This is a genomic window from Streptomyces sp. NPDC013317 (assembly GCF_055563155.1).
Genome location: NZ_JBVHDX010000002.1, coordinates 1 through 16,180, shown reverse-complemented (window position 1 = coordinate 16,180; position 16,180 = coordinate 1). Strand labels below are relative to the sequence as shown.

14 protein-coding genes and 2 pseudogenes are annotated in these 16,180 nt (G+C 69.4%); 9 read left to right on the top strand and 7 right to left on the bottom strand.

The genetic code is table 11. The features are described 5' to 3' along the window. The 5 genes and pseudogenes from ACZ3IJ_RS04830 to ACZ3IJ_RS04810 form a co-directional block, all read right to left on the bottom strand. Positions 1-1,419, bottom strand: a 1,419-nt coding sequence (locus ACZ3IJ_RS04830; RefSeq protein ID WP_467466288.1) for an SCO5717 family growth-regulating ATPase, incomplete at its 3' end; no start/stop codon positions are given. A gap of 227 nt (positions 1,420-1,646) precedes the next feature. Beyond that, positions 1,647-1,967, bottom strand: a pseudogene (locus ACZ3IJ_RS04825) (hypothetical protein); the annotation flags it as partial. 739 nt (positions 1,968-2,706) lie between these two features. Then, positions 2,707-2,940 carry a DUF397 domain-containing protein gene (locus ACZ3IJ_RS04820; RefSeq protein WP_467466287.1) on the bottom strand — a complete coding sequence of 78 codons (234 nt, stop codon included), beginning with the start codon at positions 2,938-2,940 and terminating at the stop codon, positions 2,707-2,709. Between the two features lie 86 nt (positions 2,941-3,026). Further along, entirely contained in the window at positions 3,027-3,683 is a 657-nt protein-coding gene (locus tag ACZ3IJ_RS04815; protein WP_467466286.1) for a hypothetical protein, read from the bottom strand. A gap of 1,149 nt (positions 3,684-4,832) precedes the next feature. Further along, complete coding sequence (locus ACZ3IJ_RS04810) at positions 4,833-5,030, bottom strand: hypothetical protein (RefSeq protein ID WP_467466285.1); 198 nt, start codon at positions 5,028-5,030, stop codon at positions 4,833-4,835. 51 nt (positions 5,031-5,081) lie between these two features. Here ACZ3IJ_RS04810 and ACZ3IJ_RS04805 point away from each other — a divergent pair. The 6 genes and pseudogenes from ACZ3IJ_RS04805 to ACZ3IJ_RS04780 all read left to right on the top strand — a co-directional run. Continuing rightward, positions 5,082-5,502 (top strand): annotated as a pseudogene (locus tag ACZ3IJ_RS04805) (type VII secretion integral membrane protein EccD); the annotation flags it as partial. A gap of 192 nt (positions 5,503-5,694) precedes the next feature. Continuing rightward, positions 5,695-5,985, top strand: a complete 291-nt coding sequence (gene rpsO / locus ACZ3IJ_RS04800; RefSeq protein ID WP_331917982.1) for a 30S ribosomal protein S15 — start codon at positions 5,695-5,697, stop codon at positions 5,983-5,985. 280 nt (positions 5,986-6,265) lie between these two features. Then, complete coding sequence (locus tag ACZ3IJ_RS04795; protein WP_391798157.1) at positions 6,266-8,488, top strand: polyribonucleotide nucleotidyltransferase; 2,223 nt, start codon at positions 6,266-6,268, stop codon at positions 8,486-8,488. Then, complete coding sequence (locus tag ACZ3IJ_RS04790) at positions 8,485-9,864, top strand: M16 family metallopeptidase (protein ID WP_467466284.1); 1,380 nt, start codon at positions 8,485-8,487, stop codon at positions 9,862-9,864. Before ACZ3IJ_RS04795 ends, ACZ3IJ_RS04790 begins: the two co-directional genes overlap by 4 nt. Before the next feature lie 17 nt (positions 9,865-9,881). Next, positions 9,882-10,634 (top strand): 4-hydroxy-tetrahydrodipicolinate reductase, encoded by a 753-nt coding sequence (gene dapB / locus ACZ3IJ_RS04785; protein ID WP_467466283.1) that lies wholly within the window; start codon positions 9,882-9,884, stop codon positions 10,632-10,634. A 5-nt stretch (positions 10,635-10,639) separates the two neighbouring features. After that, a complete protein-coding gene (locus ACZ3IJ_RS04780; RefSeq protein WP_467466282.1) occupies positions 10,640-11,092 on the top strand; it encodes a hypothetical protein in 453 nt (150 codons plus the stop codon). Here ACZ3IJ_RS04780 and ACZ3IJ_RS04775 read toward each other — a convergent pair. Both ACZ3IJ_RS04775 and ACZ3IJ_RS04770 read right to left on the bottom strand, forming a co-directional pair. Next, positions 11,082-11,651, bottom strand: coding sequence for a hypothetical protein (locus ACZ3IJ_RS04775; protein ID WP_467466280.1), 570 nt, complete (start codon positions 11,649-11,651; stop codon positions 11,082-11,084). The genes ACZ3IJ_RS04780 and ACZ3IJ_RS04775 overlap by 11 nt on opposite strands. 95 nt (positions 11,652-11,746) lie before the next feature. Further along, positions 11,747-11,986, bottom strand: coding sequence for a hypothetical protein (locus tag ACZ3IJ_RS04770; RefSeq protein WP_391798152.1), 240 nt, complete (start codon positions 11,984-11,986; stop codon positions 11,747-11,749). Between the two features lie 202 nt (positions 11,987-12,188). Here ACZ3IJ_RS04770 and thyX point away from each other — a divergent pair, with 202 nt between their 5' ends. The 3 genes from thyX (at position 12,189) to ACZ3IJ_RS04755 (ending at position 15,813) form a co-directional block, all read left to right on the top strand. Further along, the gene (gene thyX / locus ACZ3IJ_RS04765) at positions 12,189-12,929 is read left to right on the top strand and encodes an FAD-dependent thymidylate synthase (RefSeq protein WP_391798151.1); all 741 of its coding nucleotides are present in this window, start codon (positions 12,189-12,191) and stop codon (positions 12,927-12,929) included. A 178-nt stretch (positions 12,930-13,107) separates the two neighbouring features. Then, entirely contained in the window at positions 13,108-14,007 is a 900-nt protein-coding gene (dapA, locus tag ACZ3IJ_RS04760; RefSeq protein WP_391798150.1) for a 4-hydroxy-tetrahydrodipicolinate synthase, read from the top strand. A gap of 120 nt (positions 14,008-14,127) precedes the next feature. Continuing rightward, the gene (locus tag ACZ3IJ_RS04755; RefSeq protein ID WP_467466278.1) at positions 14,128-15,813 is read left to right on the top strand and encodes a ribonuclease J; all 1,686 of its coding nucleotides are present in this window, start codon (positions 14,128-14,130) and stop codon (positions 15,811-15,813) included. Positions 15,814-16,180: the final 367 nt, after the last annotated feature.

Genomic DNA, 16,180 nt, shown 5'->3' with positions numbered 1-16,180 from the left:
GGCCTGGGCCTGCGGAGGCACGGCGGCGGGCTGAGCCTGAGCGGCCGGGACCTGACCGGGCTGGGGGAATCCGTAGCCGCCCTGGGGCGGCTGTGCCGCGGGCGGCTGCTCGGCCTGACCCGGCTGCGGGAACCCGTACCCGCCCTGCGGCGGAACGGCGGCAGGCGGCGTCTGCCAGGAGGCGGCGGCCGGCATCGGTGTGGCCGGTGCCGGTGCCGGCGCCGACTGGTCGCCGGGAGCCACCGGGGCGGGCCACTGCGGCGCGGGCGTGGGCGTCGCGGGCTGGAACGACGGCGGCAGCGGCGGCAGTCCCGCGCCGTCCTGCGGCGCGGGTGCCGCAGGTACCACGGGCGGCATCGGCGCCGGGACGGCGTCCTGGGGTTCGTCGGCGGGCGGCAGAGCGCCTGAGGCGCCGTCATGCGCCTCACCCGGCAGGACGGGGGCCGAGGCGTCGCCCGGCGTCTCGGTGGCATCCGGTGCCGCGCCGCTCACATCCTCCGCCGGAGCGGAGCCGTCGGGCACAGCGGCCGAAACCCCATCCGCGGGAGCGTCGCTCTCCGCCGGTCCGGCGGATTCACCGTCGGCGGTGCCGACGGCCTCGGTGGAACGGCCGTCCGGCTCCGCGGGGACACCGTCGGGCGCGCCATGGGTGTCGAACGTGGGCGGAGTGGGCGGCGTGGGCGGCGTGGGCGGAGTGCCGGCGCCGGAGGCATCGTCGGACGCCGCACCGTCGCCGGAGCTCGTAGCGCGGTCCGTCGGGGCCGCCGAGCTGTCGACCGCAGCCCCGCTGGGGGCAGATGTCGGGCCGGTTTCCCCGGGACCCGTGTGCGCGGCGGCGGCCGCACGCTCGGAGATCTCCGCCATCTCGCGCTTCATGGCGGCGGGAGAGAAGCGCATGGTGGCGCCGCTTTCCAGATCGCCGCCCCCGAACGACCCGTCGGCGGCGGGCGTCGCCGGTGCGGCAGGCATCGCGGGCACGACCGGTCCCGGAGCGGCGGGCATGCCGGGCGTGGTGGGCGCGACGGAGCCCTCAGCCGCGGGCATCGCGGGCGTAACGGGGCCCGGAGCCGCGGGCATCGCGGGCGCGACCGGTCCCGGAGCGGCGGGCATGGCCGGCGTGACCGGCCCCGGAGCCGGCGGCCCCGGAGCCGGCGGTGCCGGCGGCTGGGGTGCCCAGTTGGGCTCGAATCCGCTGCCCGCCGGAAGCCCCGGAACGGCAGGCGGAGCACCATGCGGCGCCGGCGGCGTAGCGCCTCCGGCGGCCCCGGAGCCGGCCGATCCCGACGCGTTCTGCGTGTACCAGGCCGGAGGGGTGTAGTCGATGGTGAACTCACCCGTCATCTCGGCGGGATCCGCGTCGGACTGATCATCGGCGGGTGGATTCCAACCCCCGTGGATCTCGTCCCGATCGCCGTTCACTTTGCCTCCTGGTGTGGTCGCGCACCCTTGTGCTGTCGTGGGCGGGCTCTACCCACCCTAAACGCCAACCGCGTTCGTGGGGCAGGCCCGGCTGCCCGCCCGCATCTGTCCCGTAGATCACGTCTCGCCCCCAAGTGACCTACGGGTACCGCAGAGTGAACTGTCAGGCGATCACCTGGCAATCCAAATCCGCGCATAAAGGGACAGGGTGGGGAATTGTCTCGCCGTCAGTCCATCCGGCGTGCGCTGCCCAACAATCCGGTCTCGGCGTCCGTCGCCTGGGTCATCACGAACTGCCGGTCCCGCGGCGTGCACCACAGGGTCACACCGTCGGCGAGCGTCGACAACGCCTCCGACTCAGGCCGCGGAAGGCCCATGATCCGGCCGATCTGCACAGCCTCTTCCGGGGACACCCGCTGGATGCCCACCAGAGAGGACTTCTCCAAGAGGCGTGGCGCCACGGGGCTCAGATACGGCAGCAACGTCACCACCGACTGCCAGGGCGCGGAGAGAGGATGCGGCAGCCGCGTGCCACGTCCGCGTCGCGGATGCCATCATGGAGAATCCCCCATTCGTCCCGATCGCCCTGGGCCGCCAGGGCCTTGGCAGCTGGATCACCCTACCGGCCCCTCAGGCGCCTTCGGGCAGCAGACATAGTAGGGGGCCGGTCCGACAGCCGCGGCGAGGTGCCTGACCCCCCGAACTCTTCGCTGAAGACTGCGCCCTGACGAAAATGGCGACTCATGGCGTCACGGCGGTATGAGCTGAACGGGCTGTGTCCGAGCAGCCCGGCGGCGGTAAAGAAGCCAGTGTTCATAAGGGCCACGTTCGTCTTCGCCCAGCGGGACTTCGACCGCACAGAGGGTGGCGTACAGCTCAAGGATTGGGCGGATGACGCACGTCCAGGGGCATGCCACGGCCCTCAGGGCGAGCTTTCGCGCATGCCCCCGCTTGCCCGTGCCTGCCGCAGCCGTGTGATCGGTCCGCTGAGCGCCGTGATCGCTGGCGTCCGCCAAGGGTGTCACTGTCGCCGTGCTCGACGCCGGGGGCGATTCGACGGTGTCGGATACTCCGCGGCAACGTGTTGCCCGGTCACAACTTAGAACTGCCTCAAGATTGTCGCGAAGCAGATCGAGGCGGGCAAGGACAGCTACGCGCCACGGAGGTCAAGGGTCGCGCCTGTTCACCGACGGCTGCTGACCCTTCCCGTTCAGCGCAAGCAGAAGGGGCCCGTCCCATCCTGGGGCGGGCCCCTTCGCGTGCACCTCGTACGCTCGCGTACGCGCCCTACTTCAGGTCGAACTCGCCGTCCCTCGCGCCCAGGACGAACGCCGTCCACTCCGCCTCGGTGTAGCGCAGGACCGTGTCCGGGTCGAGGGAGGACCGCATCGCGACGGCCCCGCCGGGCAGATGGGCGATCTCCACGCGCTCCTCGTCGGGGCTCGTGCCGGGGGCGCCCTGCCACTCGACATCGCTGATGTCGAGCGCGTACAGCTCGTCCTTCTCCTGCTGAGTGCCCATCAGTCTCTGCTCCTTAGTGCGGGTGGAACGTCGTCGCCCGTCAATGATCGACCCGGACGGCTCCCAGTGTCAGACGGACGGCGGATTCACTTCGCCTGCGCGGCGAAAGTCCGCGCCAGCTCCACGACCTGGTCCGGCTCGAGCGCGCTCTTGTCGTCCTCCCCGACGGTCAGGAGCAGAGCCACGTCTCCCTTCCCGCCGGAGTCGAGCCGGACGGTCACCACGTTCCCGCCCTTGCTCGCCACGTGCTCGCCGGGCTTCGCGTCGTAGGCCTTGGTGCCGAAGGCCTTCACGTCCTCGACGGACATGCCGCCGGCCTGCTGGGCGGTGGGCAGGAGGTAGTTGGTCGCGCTCCCCGCTTCCGTACCGACGGTGTGGACCGTCAGGTCCTCACCGCCCACGTGGTACGAGCAGGTGATGATCCCGCCGGCCTTGCCGGCGAACGCCGACTGCGGCTCCGTCGTCTTTCCGCCCTCGCCCGTCGCCATCGGGTCGCCCGCCTCGGCCCCCGCCGCGCCGGCCTCGATCCCCTCGCCGACGTTCGCCGCCTCGGCAGCCTTCCCGGCGTCGTAAGGCACCGGACACGCGTCGGCCCCGTCCTTCCCGACACCCTCTGCGAGCTCGACCACCCGGTCCACGCTCAGGGAACCCCCAGCGTCCGCCCCGTCGCCTCCGCAGGCGACGAGGGTGGACAGCATGAGGGCGCCTGCCGCGCCGGCGAGTGTGCGCTTCGTAAGATTCATGATCGTCTTTCAGTGTTCCCTGACGAGTGGCTTCACCACAGGGTCCTTGGTCAATGGCTGGTTCTCACAGTCGAGGACTTTCGTGGCCTCGCGCGTCATGAGGTAGAGGAAACGAGTTCACTCGCCTCCCTCTGTGGGCTCACGTTCTTGCCGCGGTCCACCGCCAGTGTGGCGTCGGCGCGGAAAACGGCCTTGCGTGACGGCTCGCTCAGCTCCCCGCCCAGCTCCTCGACCTGGGAACCGGAGTCGCCCGAACTGCAGGAGACCGCGAGCAGGGGGAGGGCCACAGCGGCGACCGGAGAGCGCGAGAGCACCCGAGAGCGGTCATGTGGGCCGCAGCCGCGATGCGTCCGTCCTCGTAGCCACCGTTCGCTGTGTCCCTTGCGGACTTGTGCGGGCCCTTTTCGAGAATTCCTTGCTTCTTCCGCCAGGCGTCCAAGAGGCCGTTCGTACTGTCCTTGACCTTCGAGTAGTTGTCACTCGAGTCCTTCTTGTCGATGTAGACGTCGGTGCCCATGCTGTTCAGTGCGCCCAGCGCGCCTCTGACCTGCTTGGCCTCGTGGTCCCCGTGGGATTTCTGACCGTCGTCGAGTCACCCGTGAACGCGGGGCACAGGCGAACTGCTTGGCCGAGTAAGCACGTTCCTTCTTTGTAGATGAGGGCGAACGAGTCCCCGTCCTCGGCTACCCCCAGCATGACGCGAGGCTTCCCTGCGATGGGTGTCGTTGACATGCGCCATCGGCTTCTGGAGGTTCGTGAGATCCCCGGGGAACTTGCCCTCGTTCAGCTTCGGGTCGAGGTACTGGACCGAGTGGTGCAAGACCCGCGCCGCCCCGGTCATTCCTCATGATGTTGAGCAGGCCGTCCAGCGACGAATCGCCATTGCGGGCGCCTTCCCCGAGAGGGCGAGGCCCTCCACGGCCTCGACGTTGCCCACCGGCTTGGAGTTGAAGCCCAGCGGCGCCGCGCCGTCCGCGACGGAGGCGTTCAGCGGGGCGGTCTTGACGTCCTGGTCGAACTCCGGGTCGCCTTGACCGCATCGTTGATCCTCTTCGTGTACGACTGCTCCGTCAACCGCAAGTCGGGACCGTGCCGGATCGAGTAGGCCTCCTTCTCAGTGACCTTGCTGCAGTCGTAGCTCGCGACGCCTCACTCCGAGACCGTCATGTCAGCCGTGGCCGCCTCGTCGACAGCCGTCTTCGCCCGGCCCTTGAGCTCCGTGAGCGTGCTGTGGGCGTCCCGCAGCAGCGACTCCATCGCCTTCGCCTCTTTTTGCGCGGCATCGAGCTCCCCCCGGGTGATGCCGAAGTTGGTCGCGCCGATCTGCCGGGCCCGTCCGGTCCACAACGGACGCCCGACCCTCTGGATGTTCTTTTGGCCGCCTGCGTCTTCTTCGCGGGCTTCGCCGGCAACGTCTGGGGCCAGCTCCTCGCGCTGGCCGCCGGCCTCGCGATGCTCCTGCGGGCCCCTCTTCCGCTACACCTCGCAGGTCGCGTGCGTTCTCGTCGCCGGAATCGCCGCGATCAGCCTGCTGATCCTCGGCCTCTCCCTCAACCCGCCGGTCGACCTGGTCAAGGACCTGTTGATCTACGGGGACCGCGGAGGCCTCGACATCCGTACGATCTGGCTCACGGCCGCCGTCGCCGCGGGCGCCGCTCTGGTCACCGCGATCGGACTGATCATCCCGAGGAAGGGCCTCTCTCCCTTCTGGGGCCGCCTGCTCGACCTGACCGAGGGCTTCGTCCTCCTCTCCCTCGTCCCCCTCTGCCTCGCCGTGCTGGACGTCTTCATGGCGGCTCGCTCCCTCACCAGCAAGTAGGGGGCCTGCGGACACCTGGTACCCTGTGTAACGGCCGTTTGTGTACGCGCTCCCGGAAGCACCCCGAATCCCCGGATTCAGCGGATTCTCTGGGAGCTGCGCTCATCGGACCTTCGCCTCCGAGTCACGGAAGCTCCCCTGAGACCAAGACCAGGGGCACTCGTGGGCGCACGAACACCAGAGGAGTACCGAGTGTCTCTCGACGCCGCTACGAAGAAGCAGATTTTCGCCGAGTTCGGCCAGAAGGAGGGCGACACCGGCTCCCCCGAGGTTCAGGTCGCGATGCTCTCCCGCCGCATCTCGGACCTGACCGAGCACCTCAAGCAGCACAAGCACGACCACCACTCCCGTCGTGGTCTGCTGATCCTGGTCGGCCAGCGTCGCCGCCTGCTGCAGTACCTGGCCAAGAAGGACATCCAGCGCTTCCGTACCCTGGTCGACCGCCTCGGCATCCGCCGCGGTGCGGCCGGCGGTGCCAAGTAAGGACGCCGTGAAGGGAGCGGTTCCCACTTTTAGGGGGCCGCTCCCTTTGCTGTACGTGCGCGATGTACCGACCGGCACTTAGTCTGGTCACACAACGCCACATTCACGAGTGAGAGGCCGCCGGCACGCCGCCGGTCCTCGGTAGTGGCCCCCGGACCCCAAATCCCCGGGTGCTTCGATCGAAGACCGGCCCGCACCCGAAGGCGCGCTTCTCCTCCACCACCGTCCCCGGCCACACGGGCCGATGGACGAAAAGACGAACACGTAGGAGAAACCGCTAGTGGAGAACGAGACCCACTACGCCGAGGCCGTCATCGACAACGGCACCTTCGGCACCCGCACCATCCGCTTCGAGACGGGCCGCCTGGCCAAGCAGGCCGCCGGCTCCGCCGTGGCGTACCTGGACGACGACACGATGGTCCTTTCGGCCACCACCGCGTCCAAGAAGCCCAAGGACCAGCTCGACTTCTTCCCCCTCACGGTGGACGTCGAGGAGCGGATGTACGCGGCCGGCAAGATCCCCGGCTCCTTCTTCCGCCGGGAAGGCCGCCCCTCCGAGGACGCCGTCCTCACCTGCCGCCTGATCGACCGCCCGCTGCGCCCCTCCTTCAAGAAGGGCCTGCGCAACGAGATCCAGATCGTCGAGACGATCATGGCGCTCAACCCCGACCACCTCTACGACGTGGTCGCCATCAACGCCGCCTCCTGCTCCACGCAGCTGGCCGGCCTGCCCTTCTCCGGCCCGATCGGCGGCACCCGTGTCGCCCTGATCAACGGCCAGTGGGTCGCGTTCCCGACGCACACCGAGCTCGAGGACGCCGTCTTCGACATGGTCGTCGCCGGTCGCGTCCTGGAGGACGGCGACGTCGCGATCATGATGGTCGAGGCCGAGGCCACCGAGAAGACCATCGAGCTCGTCAAGGGCGGCGCCGAGGCGCCGACCGAGGAGGTCGTCGCCGCCGGTCTCGAGGCCGCGAAGCCCTTCATCAAGGTCCTCTGCAAGGCCCAGTCGGACCTCGCCGCCAAGGCCGCCAAGCCCACCGGCGAGTTCCCGGTCTTCCTCGACTACCAGGACGACGTCCTGGAGGCGCTCACCGCCGCCGTCAGGAGCGAGCTCGCCCAGGCGCTCACGATCGCCGGCAAGCAGGAGCGCGAGGCCGAGCTCGACCGCGTCAAGGAGCTCGCCGCCGAGAAGCTCCTCCCGGCCTTCGAGGGCCGCGAGAAGGAGATCTCCGGCGCCTACCGCGCGCTGACCAAGAAGCTGGTCCGCGAGCGGATCATCAAGGACAAGGTCCGCATCGACGGCCGCGGGATCACGGACATCCGTACCCTCGCCGCCGAGGTCGAGGCCATCCCGCGCGTGCACGGCTCGGCGCTGTTCGAGCGTGGCGAGACCCAGATCCTGGGCGTCACCACCCTGAACATGCTCCGCATGGAGCAGCAGCTGGACACCCTCTCCCCGGTGACCCGCAAGCGCTACATGCACAACTACAACTTCCCGCCGTACTCCGTCGGTGAGACCGGCCGCGTGGGCTCGCCCAAGCGCCGCGAGATCGGCCACGGCGCGCTCGCCGAGCGCGCCATCGTGCCGGTGCTGCCGACGCGCGAGGAGTTCCCCTACGCGATCCGCCAGGTGTCCGAGGCCCTCGGCTCCAACGGCTCGACGTCCATGGGCTCGGTCTGCGCCTCCACCATGTCGCTGCTGAACGCCGGTGTGCCGCTGAAGGCCCCCGTCGCCGGTATCGCCATGGGTCTGATCTCCGAGGAGATCGACGGCAAGACCCACTACGTCGCCCTCACCGACATCCTCGGTGCGGAGGACGCCTTCGGCGACATGGACTTCAAGGTCGCCGGTACGAAGACCTTCGTCACCGCGCTCCAGCTCGACACCAAGCTCGACGGCATCCCCGCCTCGGTCCTGGCCGCCGCGCTGAAGCAGGCCCGTGACGCGCGTCTGCACATCCTCGACGTGATGAACGAGGCGATCGACGTTCCGGACGAGATGTCCCCGAACGCGCCGCGCATCATCACCGTCAAGATCCCGGTGGACAAGATCGGTGAGGTCATCGGCCCCAAGGGCAAGATGATCAACCAGATCCAGGAGGACACCGGCGCCGACATCACGATCGAGGACGACGGCACCATCTACATCGGTGCCGCCGACGGCCCGGCCGCCGAGGCCGCCCGCGCCACGATCAACGGCATCGCCAACCCGACCATGCCGGAGGTCGGCGAGCGCTACCTGGGTACGGTCGTCAAGACCACCACCTTCGGTGCGTTCGTGTCCCTGCTCCCGGGCAAGGACGGTCTGCTGCACATCTCGCAGATCCGCAAGCTCGCCGGTGGCAAGCGCGTGGAGAACGTCGAGGACGTGCTCGCGGTCGGCTCCAAGGTCCAGGTCGAGATCGCCGAGATCGACCAGCGCGGCAAGCTCTCCCTGATCCCCGTGATCGCGGACGAGGACGGCGCCGCCGAGGACGCGAAGGACGACACCGACCAGTGACGTCCCGTAGTTCCCGTGTGACGGCCCGCCCCTCTTCGGAGGGGCGGGCCGTCGCCCGTACCCAAACGCTTCTCCCGGGCAGGGACGGCATCGGCACGGTCCGCCGCACCACCCTCCCCGGCGGCCTGCGGATCGTCACCGAGACCCTCCCCTCCGTACGCTCCGCGACCTTCGGCATCTGGGCGCACGTCGGCTCGCGCGACGAGACGCCCACGCTCAACGGCGCCACGCACTACCTGGAGCACCTCCTCTTCAAGGGCACGAAGCGACGCAGTGCCCTCGACATCTCCTCCGCGCTCGACGCGGTCGGCGGAGAGATGAACGCCTTCACGGCGAAGGAGTTCACCTGCTACTACGCGCGGGTCCTCGACACCGACCTGCCGCTCGCCATCGACGTGGTGTGCGACATGCTGACCGGCTCGCTGATCCTCGAGGAGGACGTGGACGCCGAGCGCGGCGTCATCCTCGAAGAGATCGCGATGACCGAGGACGACCCGGGCGACGTCGTGCACGACCTGTTCGCGCAGACGATGTTCGGCGACACCCCGCTGGGCCGCCCCGTCCTCGGCACGGTCGACACGATCAACGCCCTCGACCGCGGCCGGATCGCCCGCTTCTACAAGAAGCACTACGACCCGACGCACCTCGTCGTCGCCGCCGCGGGCAACATCGACCACGCCACCGTCGTACGACAGGTCCGCCGCGCCTTCGAGAAGGCCGGCGCGCTCTCCCGTACGGACGCGGTTCCCGTCGCCCCCCGCGACGGCCGGCGCACGATCCGCACGGCGGGCGCCGTCGAGGTCCTGGGCCGCAAGACCGAGCAGGCCCATGTGGTCCTCGGCATGCCGGGCCTGGCCCGCACCGACGAGCGCCGCTGGGCCCTCGGCGTACTGAACACGGCCCTCGGCGGCGGCATGTCCTCGCGCCTCTTCCAGGAGGTCCGCGAGAAGCGCGGCCTGGCCTACAGCGTGTACTCGTACACCTCCGGCTTCGCCGACTGCGGCCTCTTCGGGGTCTACGCGGGCTGCCGCCCCAGCCAGGTCCACGACGTGCTGAAGATCTGCCGTGACGAGCTCGACAAGGTCGCCACGGACGGTCTGACCGACGACGAGATCGCCCGCGCCGTCGGCCAGCTCTCCGGCTCGACCGTCCTCGGCCTGGAGGACACCGGCGCGCTGATGAACCGCATCGGCAAGAGCGAGCTGTGCTGGGGCACCCAGATGTCGGTCGACGACATGCTCGCCCGGATCGCCGCCGTCACCCCGGACGAGGTCCGCGAGGTGGCCCGTGATGTGCTCGGACAGCGTCCCTCGCTGTCCGCCATAGGGCCGCTGAAGGACAAGCAGGCGGCACGCCTGCACGAATCCGTCTCCTAGAAGGAGTTCAGAGAGCAATGAGCAAGCTGCGCGTGGCGGTCGTCGGCGCCAAGGGCCGTATCGGCTCCGAGGCCGTACGGGCCGTCGAGGCCGCCGAGGACATGGAACTGGTCGCGGCGCTCGGCCGCGGCGACAAGCTGGAGACGCTCACCGAGGCGGGCGCCCAGGTCGCGGTCGAACTGACCACCCCGGACTCCGTGATGGGCAACCTCGACTACTGCGTGCGCCACGGCATCCACGCGGTCGTCGGCACGACCGGCTGGACCGAGGACCGCCTCGCGCAGCTGAACTCCTGGCTCGCCGCCTCCCCGGAGACCGGCGTCCTGATCGCCCCGAACTTCTCCATCGGCGCCGTGCTGACCATGAAGTTCGCCCAGATCGCGGCCCCGTACTTCGAGTCCGTCGAGGTCGTCGAGCTGCACCACCCGCACAAGGTGGACGCCCCCAGCGGTACCGCCACCCGCACCGCCCAGCTGATCGCCGCCGCACGCGCCGAGGCCGGCCTCGGCGCACAGCCGGACGCGACCACGACCGGCCTGGACGGGGCACGCGGCGCGGACGTCGACGGTGTCCCGGTGCACGCCGTACGGCTCCGGGGCCTGCTGGCCCACCAGGAGGTGCTGCTCGGCAGCGAGGGCGAGACCCTGACGATCCGTCACGACTCGCTGCACCACAGCAGCTTCATGCCGGGCATCCTTCTGGGCGCCCGCCGTGTCGTCTCCGCCCCGGGCCTCACCTTCGGCCTGGAACACTTCCTGGACCTGGGCTGACGGCCATGGGCGGAAAGATCACGTACGTCTTCCTCTCCACCGTCCTCGTCCTCGTCTTCGGGGTGGTGGCGATGGAGGGCGTCCTGCTCGTCCTGACCGGGGAGCCCGCGGCGATGGGAATGGGCGCGGTGGCGTTCCTGCTGCCCGCTGTGGGCGGCTGGTTCCTCTGGAAGAACACCGCCTTCGCGCGGAACGCGCAGCGCCTCGCCCGCGAACTGGAGGCCGAAGGCGGCCTGCCGGTGGACGAGTTGAGGCGTACGGAGGGCGGCCGCATCGACCGGGAGTCGGCCGACGAGGTCTTCGCGAAGCGTCGCGCCGAGACCGAGGACGCCCCGGACGACTGGCGCTGCTGGTTCCGGCTCGCGGTCGCGTATCACGACGCCCGCGACACCCCGCGCGCCCGCAAGGCCATGCAGCGCGCGATCGCCCTGCACGCGGGCCGTACGGTCAGCGCGTAGCGGCGGGGGCGGCGGGGGCGACGCCGTACTCGGCGTTCCACGCCTCGACGGTGTCCGCCGCGCGGTCGAACGCCTCGATGCGGGAGAGGAAGTCGGCGTTGTGGTCGGTGAGCAGAGCGATCTGCTCACCACCCTGCCGCCCGAGGATCAGGGCCTGGCCCTGGACGGTGCGCGGCAGCCCCAGCCACCGCACGGGCTGCTGCGCCGTACGCACGTGCGTCACCCGGGCCCACGCCACGGTGGTGGTGGAGAAGAAGCCGACCCGGCGCACGCCGTGGAGGCTCACCCAGGTCCCCACCCGCAGCATCCGCAGCGCGGAGGCGATGATCAGGGCGGCCAGGACGAACGTGACGACGGCACCGCTCATCGCGCCGGCGGCGACGATGATCACCGCGGCGAAGAGGACGAACGAGGCGAGCAGCAGCGCGAGCGCCGCCGCCCCCACGCGCCAGGGGCCGGGCCGGTAGGGCCGGCGCCACTGGTCGTGGTCGTCGAACGGCAGCGCGACGTCGTCGGTCGCGTCAAAAGCGCGGTCGGCCGTCAGAAAAGGCAGGGGCACGACTGGTCCTCACTCACAAGCACGCTCGAAGGGGCTGTGCCCGGTGAGGCTACCCAGGTGGTCTCGACCGGGCCACCTCAGGGGGGCCGTTCTGATCAGCGGCCGTCGGAGGCCTGGGACTGCTGCCGGTGACCGTCGCCCGCCCCCGACTGCATGGACGGCATCCCGAAGAGCAGGGATCCGACGAGACCGGCCACGACGGTCAGCCCGACCAGCGTACGGCCCGCGACCTGGGAGACGCTGAGGCGCTCCCTGGGCGGCGGAGTGACGTTACTGCGGAAGCGGTCCGCCTCGGCGACGAATGCGAACGGGACGGCCTCTCGCCGGCTGAACATCTGGGCCACTCTCCTCGGAGCTCGTGTGGTGTGCGCTGTCACGGATAAAGACGACCAAAGTCACCGTTCGGTGCCGTATTTCCCCGAATTGGCCAAAGAAACTGGTCCGGGTGGGTGGGGGAGCAGGTGAGGGGCTCGGCTGTCAGTGGCTCCCCGTAGAGTGGGCGCCGCCCGAGCGACGCACTTTGGAAGGACCCCGCCGGTGACCGACACCCCCGCAGCAGACCTCAAGCCCAGCTTCCGCAGCGATGTGACCGTCGAGCTGGTGAAGCACAGCGCCGCCGACTCGGACGTGCTGTGGGCGGCTCGCGTCTCCACGGCGGGTGAGCAGTCGCTCGACGAGCTGCAGAAGGACCCCGAGCGGTCCAAGGGGCTCATCAACTACCTGATGCGGGACCGGCACGGCAGCCCCTTCGAGCACAACTCGATGACCTTCTTCATCAGCGCCCCGATCTTCGTCTTCCGCGAGTTCATGCGGCACCGCGTCGGCTGGTCGTACAACGAGGAGTCGGGCCGCTACAGGGAGCTGGAGCCGGTCTTCTACGTCCCCGACGCCTCCCGCAAGCTCGTCCAGGAGGGCCGCCCCGGCAAGTACGTCTTCGTCGAGGGCACCGAGGCCCAGCAGGAGCTGACCGGCCGCGTCATGGAGGACTCGTACGTCCGGGCGTACGCGGCGTACCAGGAGATGCTCGCCGCGGGCGTGGCCCGTGAGGTCGCCCGCTCGGTCCTGCCCGTCGGCCTCTTCTCCTCGATGTACGCCACGTGCAACGCGCGCTCGCTGATGCACTTCCTCGGCCTGCGCACCCAGCACGAGCTGGCGAAGGTGCCGTCCTTCCCGCAGCGGGAGATCGAGATGGTCGGCGAGAAGATGGAGCAGCACTGGGCGCAGCTCATGCCGCTCACGTACGACGCGTTCAACAAGAACGGCCGTGTGGCCCCTTAAAGCACAGATGTACGACCACGTCACGCGAAGTGTCCGTATTGCGACGTTTCACGAAGTTCATCTAGGCTGATCAAACGGACCCGGCACTGCTTGAACCCCCGAGCAGGCAGTGCCGGGCTCCCTTTCTCACGTCCCCCGAGGGGACACCGGGCGATGAGCAGCGAGTAGCGTGTTACCCATGGCTCCGATCTCCACTCCGCAGACCCCCTTCGGGAGGGTCCTCACCGCCATGGTCACGCCGTTCACGGCTGACGGCGCACTCGACCTCGACGGTGCCCAGCGACTCGCCGCCCATCTGGTGGACGCGGGCAACGACGGCCTCGTCATCAACGGCACCACCGGCGAGTCCCCGACCACCAGCGACGCGGAGAAATCGGAGCTGGTACGAGCGGTACTGGAGGCGGTCGGGGACCGCGCCCACGTCGTCGCCGGCATCGGCACCAACGACACCCACCACTCCATCGAGCTGGCCCGCACCGCCGAGCGTGACGGCGCACACGGCCTCCTCGCCGTCACGCCGTACTACAACAAGCCCCCGCAGGAGGGCCTGTACCGGCACTTCTCGGCCATCGCCGACGCCACCGGCCTCCCGGTCATGCTCTACGACATCCCGGGCCGCAGCGGCGTCCCCATCGACACCGAGACGCTCGTCCGGCTCGCGGAGCACCCCCGGATCGTCGCGAACAAGGACGCCAAGGGCGACCTCGGCCGCGCCAGCTGGGCCATCGCCCGGTCCGGCCTCGCCTGGTACTCCGGCGACGACATGCTCAACCTGCCGCTGCTCTCCGTGGGCGCCTGCGGCTTCGTCTCCGTCGTCGGCCATGTGGTCTCGCCCGAGCTCCGCGCCCTCCTCGACGCCCACCTGAACGGTGAGGTCCAGAAGGCCACCGAGATCCACCAGCGGTTGCTGCCGATCTACACGGGCATGTTCCGTACACAGGGCGTCATGACCACCAAGGCCGCGCTCGCCCTCCAGGGCCTCCCCGCGGGCCCCCTGCGGCTGCCCCTCGTGGAGCTCTCTCCCGAGGAGACCGCACAGCTCAAGGTCGATCTCGCCGCCGGCGGGGTAGAGCTCTAGCTACAGACTTCACAACTGAATATCCGATCGTCGAACGATCGACTGACAACAGCAAGTGCACGAATGTCATGCGCGCCACGTGCCCAAGCGGTACGTGGCGCGTGTGGTGAGGAGAGTCTTTTGAGTCATCCGCATCCTGAACTCGGCGCCCCGCCGAAGCTGCCCAAGGGCGGCCTGCGCGTCACCCCGCTCGGCGGGCTCGGTGAGATCGGCCGCAACATGACGGTCTTCGAGTACGAAGGCCGGCTGCTGATCGTCGACTGTGGCGTCCTCTTCCCCGAGGAGGAGCAGCCCGGCGTCGACCTGATCCTGCCCGACTTCACCACCATCAAGGACCGCCTCGACGAGGTCGAGGGCATCGTGCTCACGCACGGCCACGAGGACCACATCGGCGGCGTCCCCTACCTGCTCCGGCTCAAGCCGGACATCCCGCTCATCGGCTCCAAGCTGACCCTCGCGCTGATCGAGGCGAAGCTCCAGGAGCACCGCATCCGCCCCTACACCCTCGAGGTGAAGGAAGGCGACCGGGAGACCCTGGGCCCCTTCGACTGCGAGTTCATCGCGGTCAACCACTCCATCCCGGACGCGCTCGCGGTCGCCATCCGCACCCCCGCGGGCATGGCCGTCGCCACCGGCGACTTCAAGATGGACCAGCTCCCGATGGACGGCCGGCTCACCGACCTCCACGCGTTCGCGCGGCTCAGCGAGGAGGGCATCGACCTCCTGCTGTCCGACTCGACGAACGCCGAGGTCCCGGGCTTCGTCCCGCCGGAGAAGGACATCTCCAGCGTCCTGCGGAACGTCTTCGCCAACGCCCCGAAGCGCATCATCGTGGCCAGCTTCGCCAGCCACGTGCACCGCATCCAGCAGATCCTCGACGCGGCGCACGAGTACGGCCGCCGCGTGGCCTTCGTCGGCCGCTCGATGGTCCGCAACATGGGCATCGCGCGCGACCTGGGCTACCTCCGCGTCCCGGCCGGTCTGGTCGTCGACGTGAAGACCCTCGACGACCTCCCGGACGACGAGGTCGTGCTGGTCTGTACGGGCTCCCAGGGCGAGCCCATGGCCGCGCTCTCCCGGATGGCCAACCGCGACCACCAGATCCGGATCGTCCAGGGCGACACCGTGATCCTGGCGTCGTCGCTCATCCCGGGCAACGAGAACGCCGTCTACCGCGTGATCAACGGCCTGACCCGCTGGGGCGCCAACGTCGTCCACAAGGGCAACGCCAAGGTCCACGTCTCGGGCCACGCCTCCGCCGGCGAGCTGCTGTACTTCTACAACATCTGCCGGCCGAAGAACCTGATGCCGGTCCACGGCGAGTGGCGCCACCTGCGCGCCAACGCCGAGCTGGGCGCGATGACGGGCGTCCCCAAGGACCACATCGTCATCGCCGAGGACGGCGTCGTGGTCGACCTGGTCGACGGCAAGGCCCGGATCGTGGGCAAGGTCCAGGCGGGGTACGTCTACGTCGACGGTCTCTCGGTCGGGGACGTCACGGAGTCCTCCCTGAAGGACCGCCGCATCCTCGGCGACGAGGGCATCATCTCGGTCTTCGTCGTGGTCGACGCCTCGACCGGCAAGATCGTCAGCGGCCCGAACATCCACGCCCGTGGTTCCGGCATCGACGACGCGGCGTTCGACGCCGTGATCCCGAAGGTCGAGCAGGCCCTGAACAAGTCGGCCCAGGACGGCGTGGTCGAACCCCACCAGCTCCAGCAGCTGATCCGCCGCTCGGTCGGCAAGTGGGTCTCGGACACCTACCGCCGGCGCCCGATGATCCTCCCGGTGGTCGTGGAGGTCTGACGGACGGCTCAGGCCCGGCCTGACCAGCGCCAACTGGGAGCGGGGCGCCTCGATTTGCATCGGGGCGCCCCGCTCCAGTACGTTTACGGCTCCGCCAGCAAGGGAAACCCCGGCACCTTCGTGTGTCCGGACGGATGACCGAGCGGGGCGGGAAATCCGACTCAGAACTTCTGATAAAGTCGGATCAACGCCGGAAAGCGGATCGGAAAAACCGAGAAGCCGGAAAGCACCGAGGAAATCGGATCGAAAAGATCTGATAGAGTCGGAAACGCAAGACCGAAGGGAAAAGCCCGGAGGAAAGCCCGAGAGGGTGAGTACGAAGGAAGCGTCCGTTCCTTGAGAACTCAACAGCGTGCCAAAAATCAAC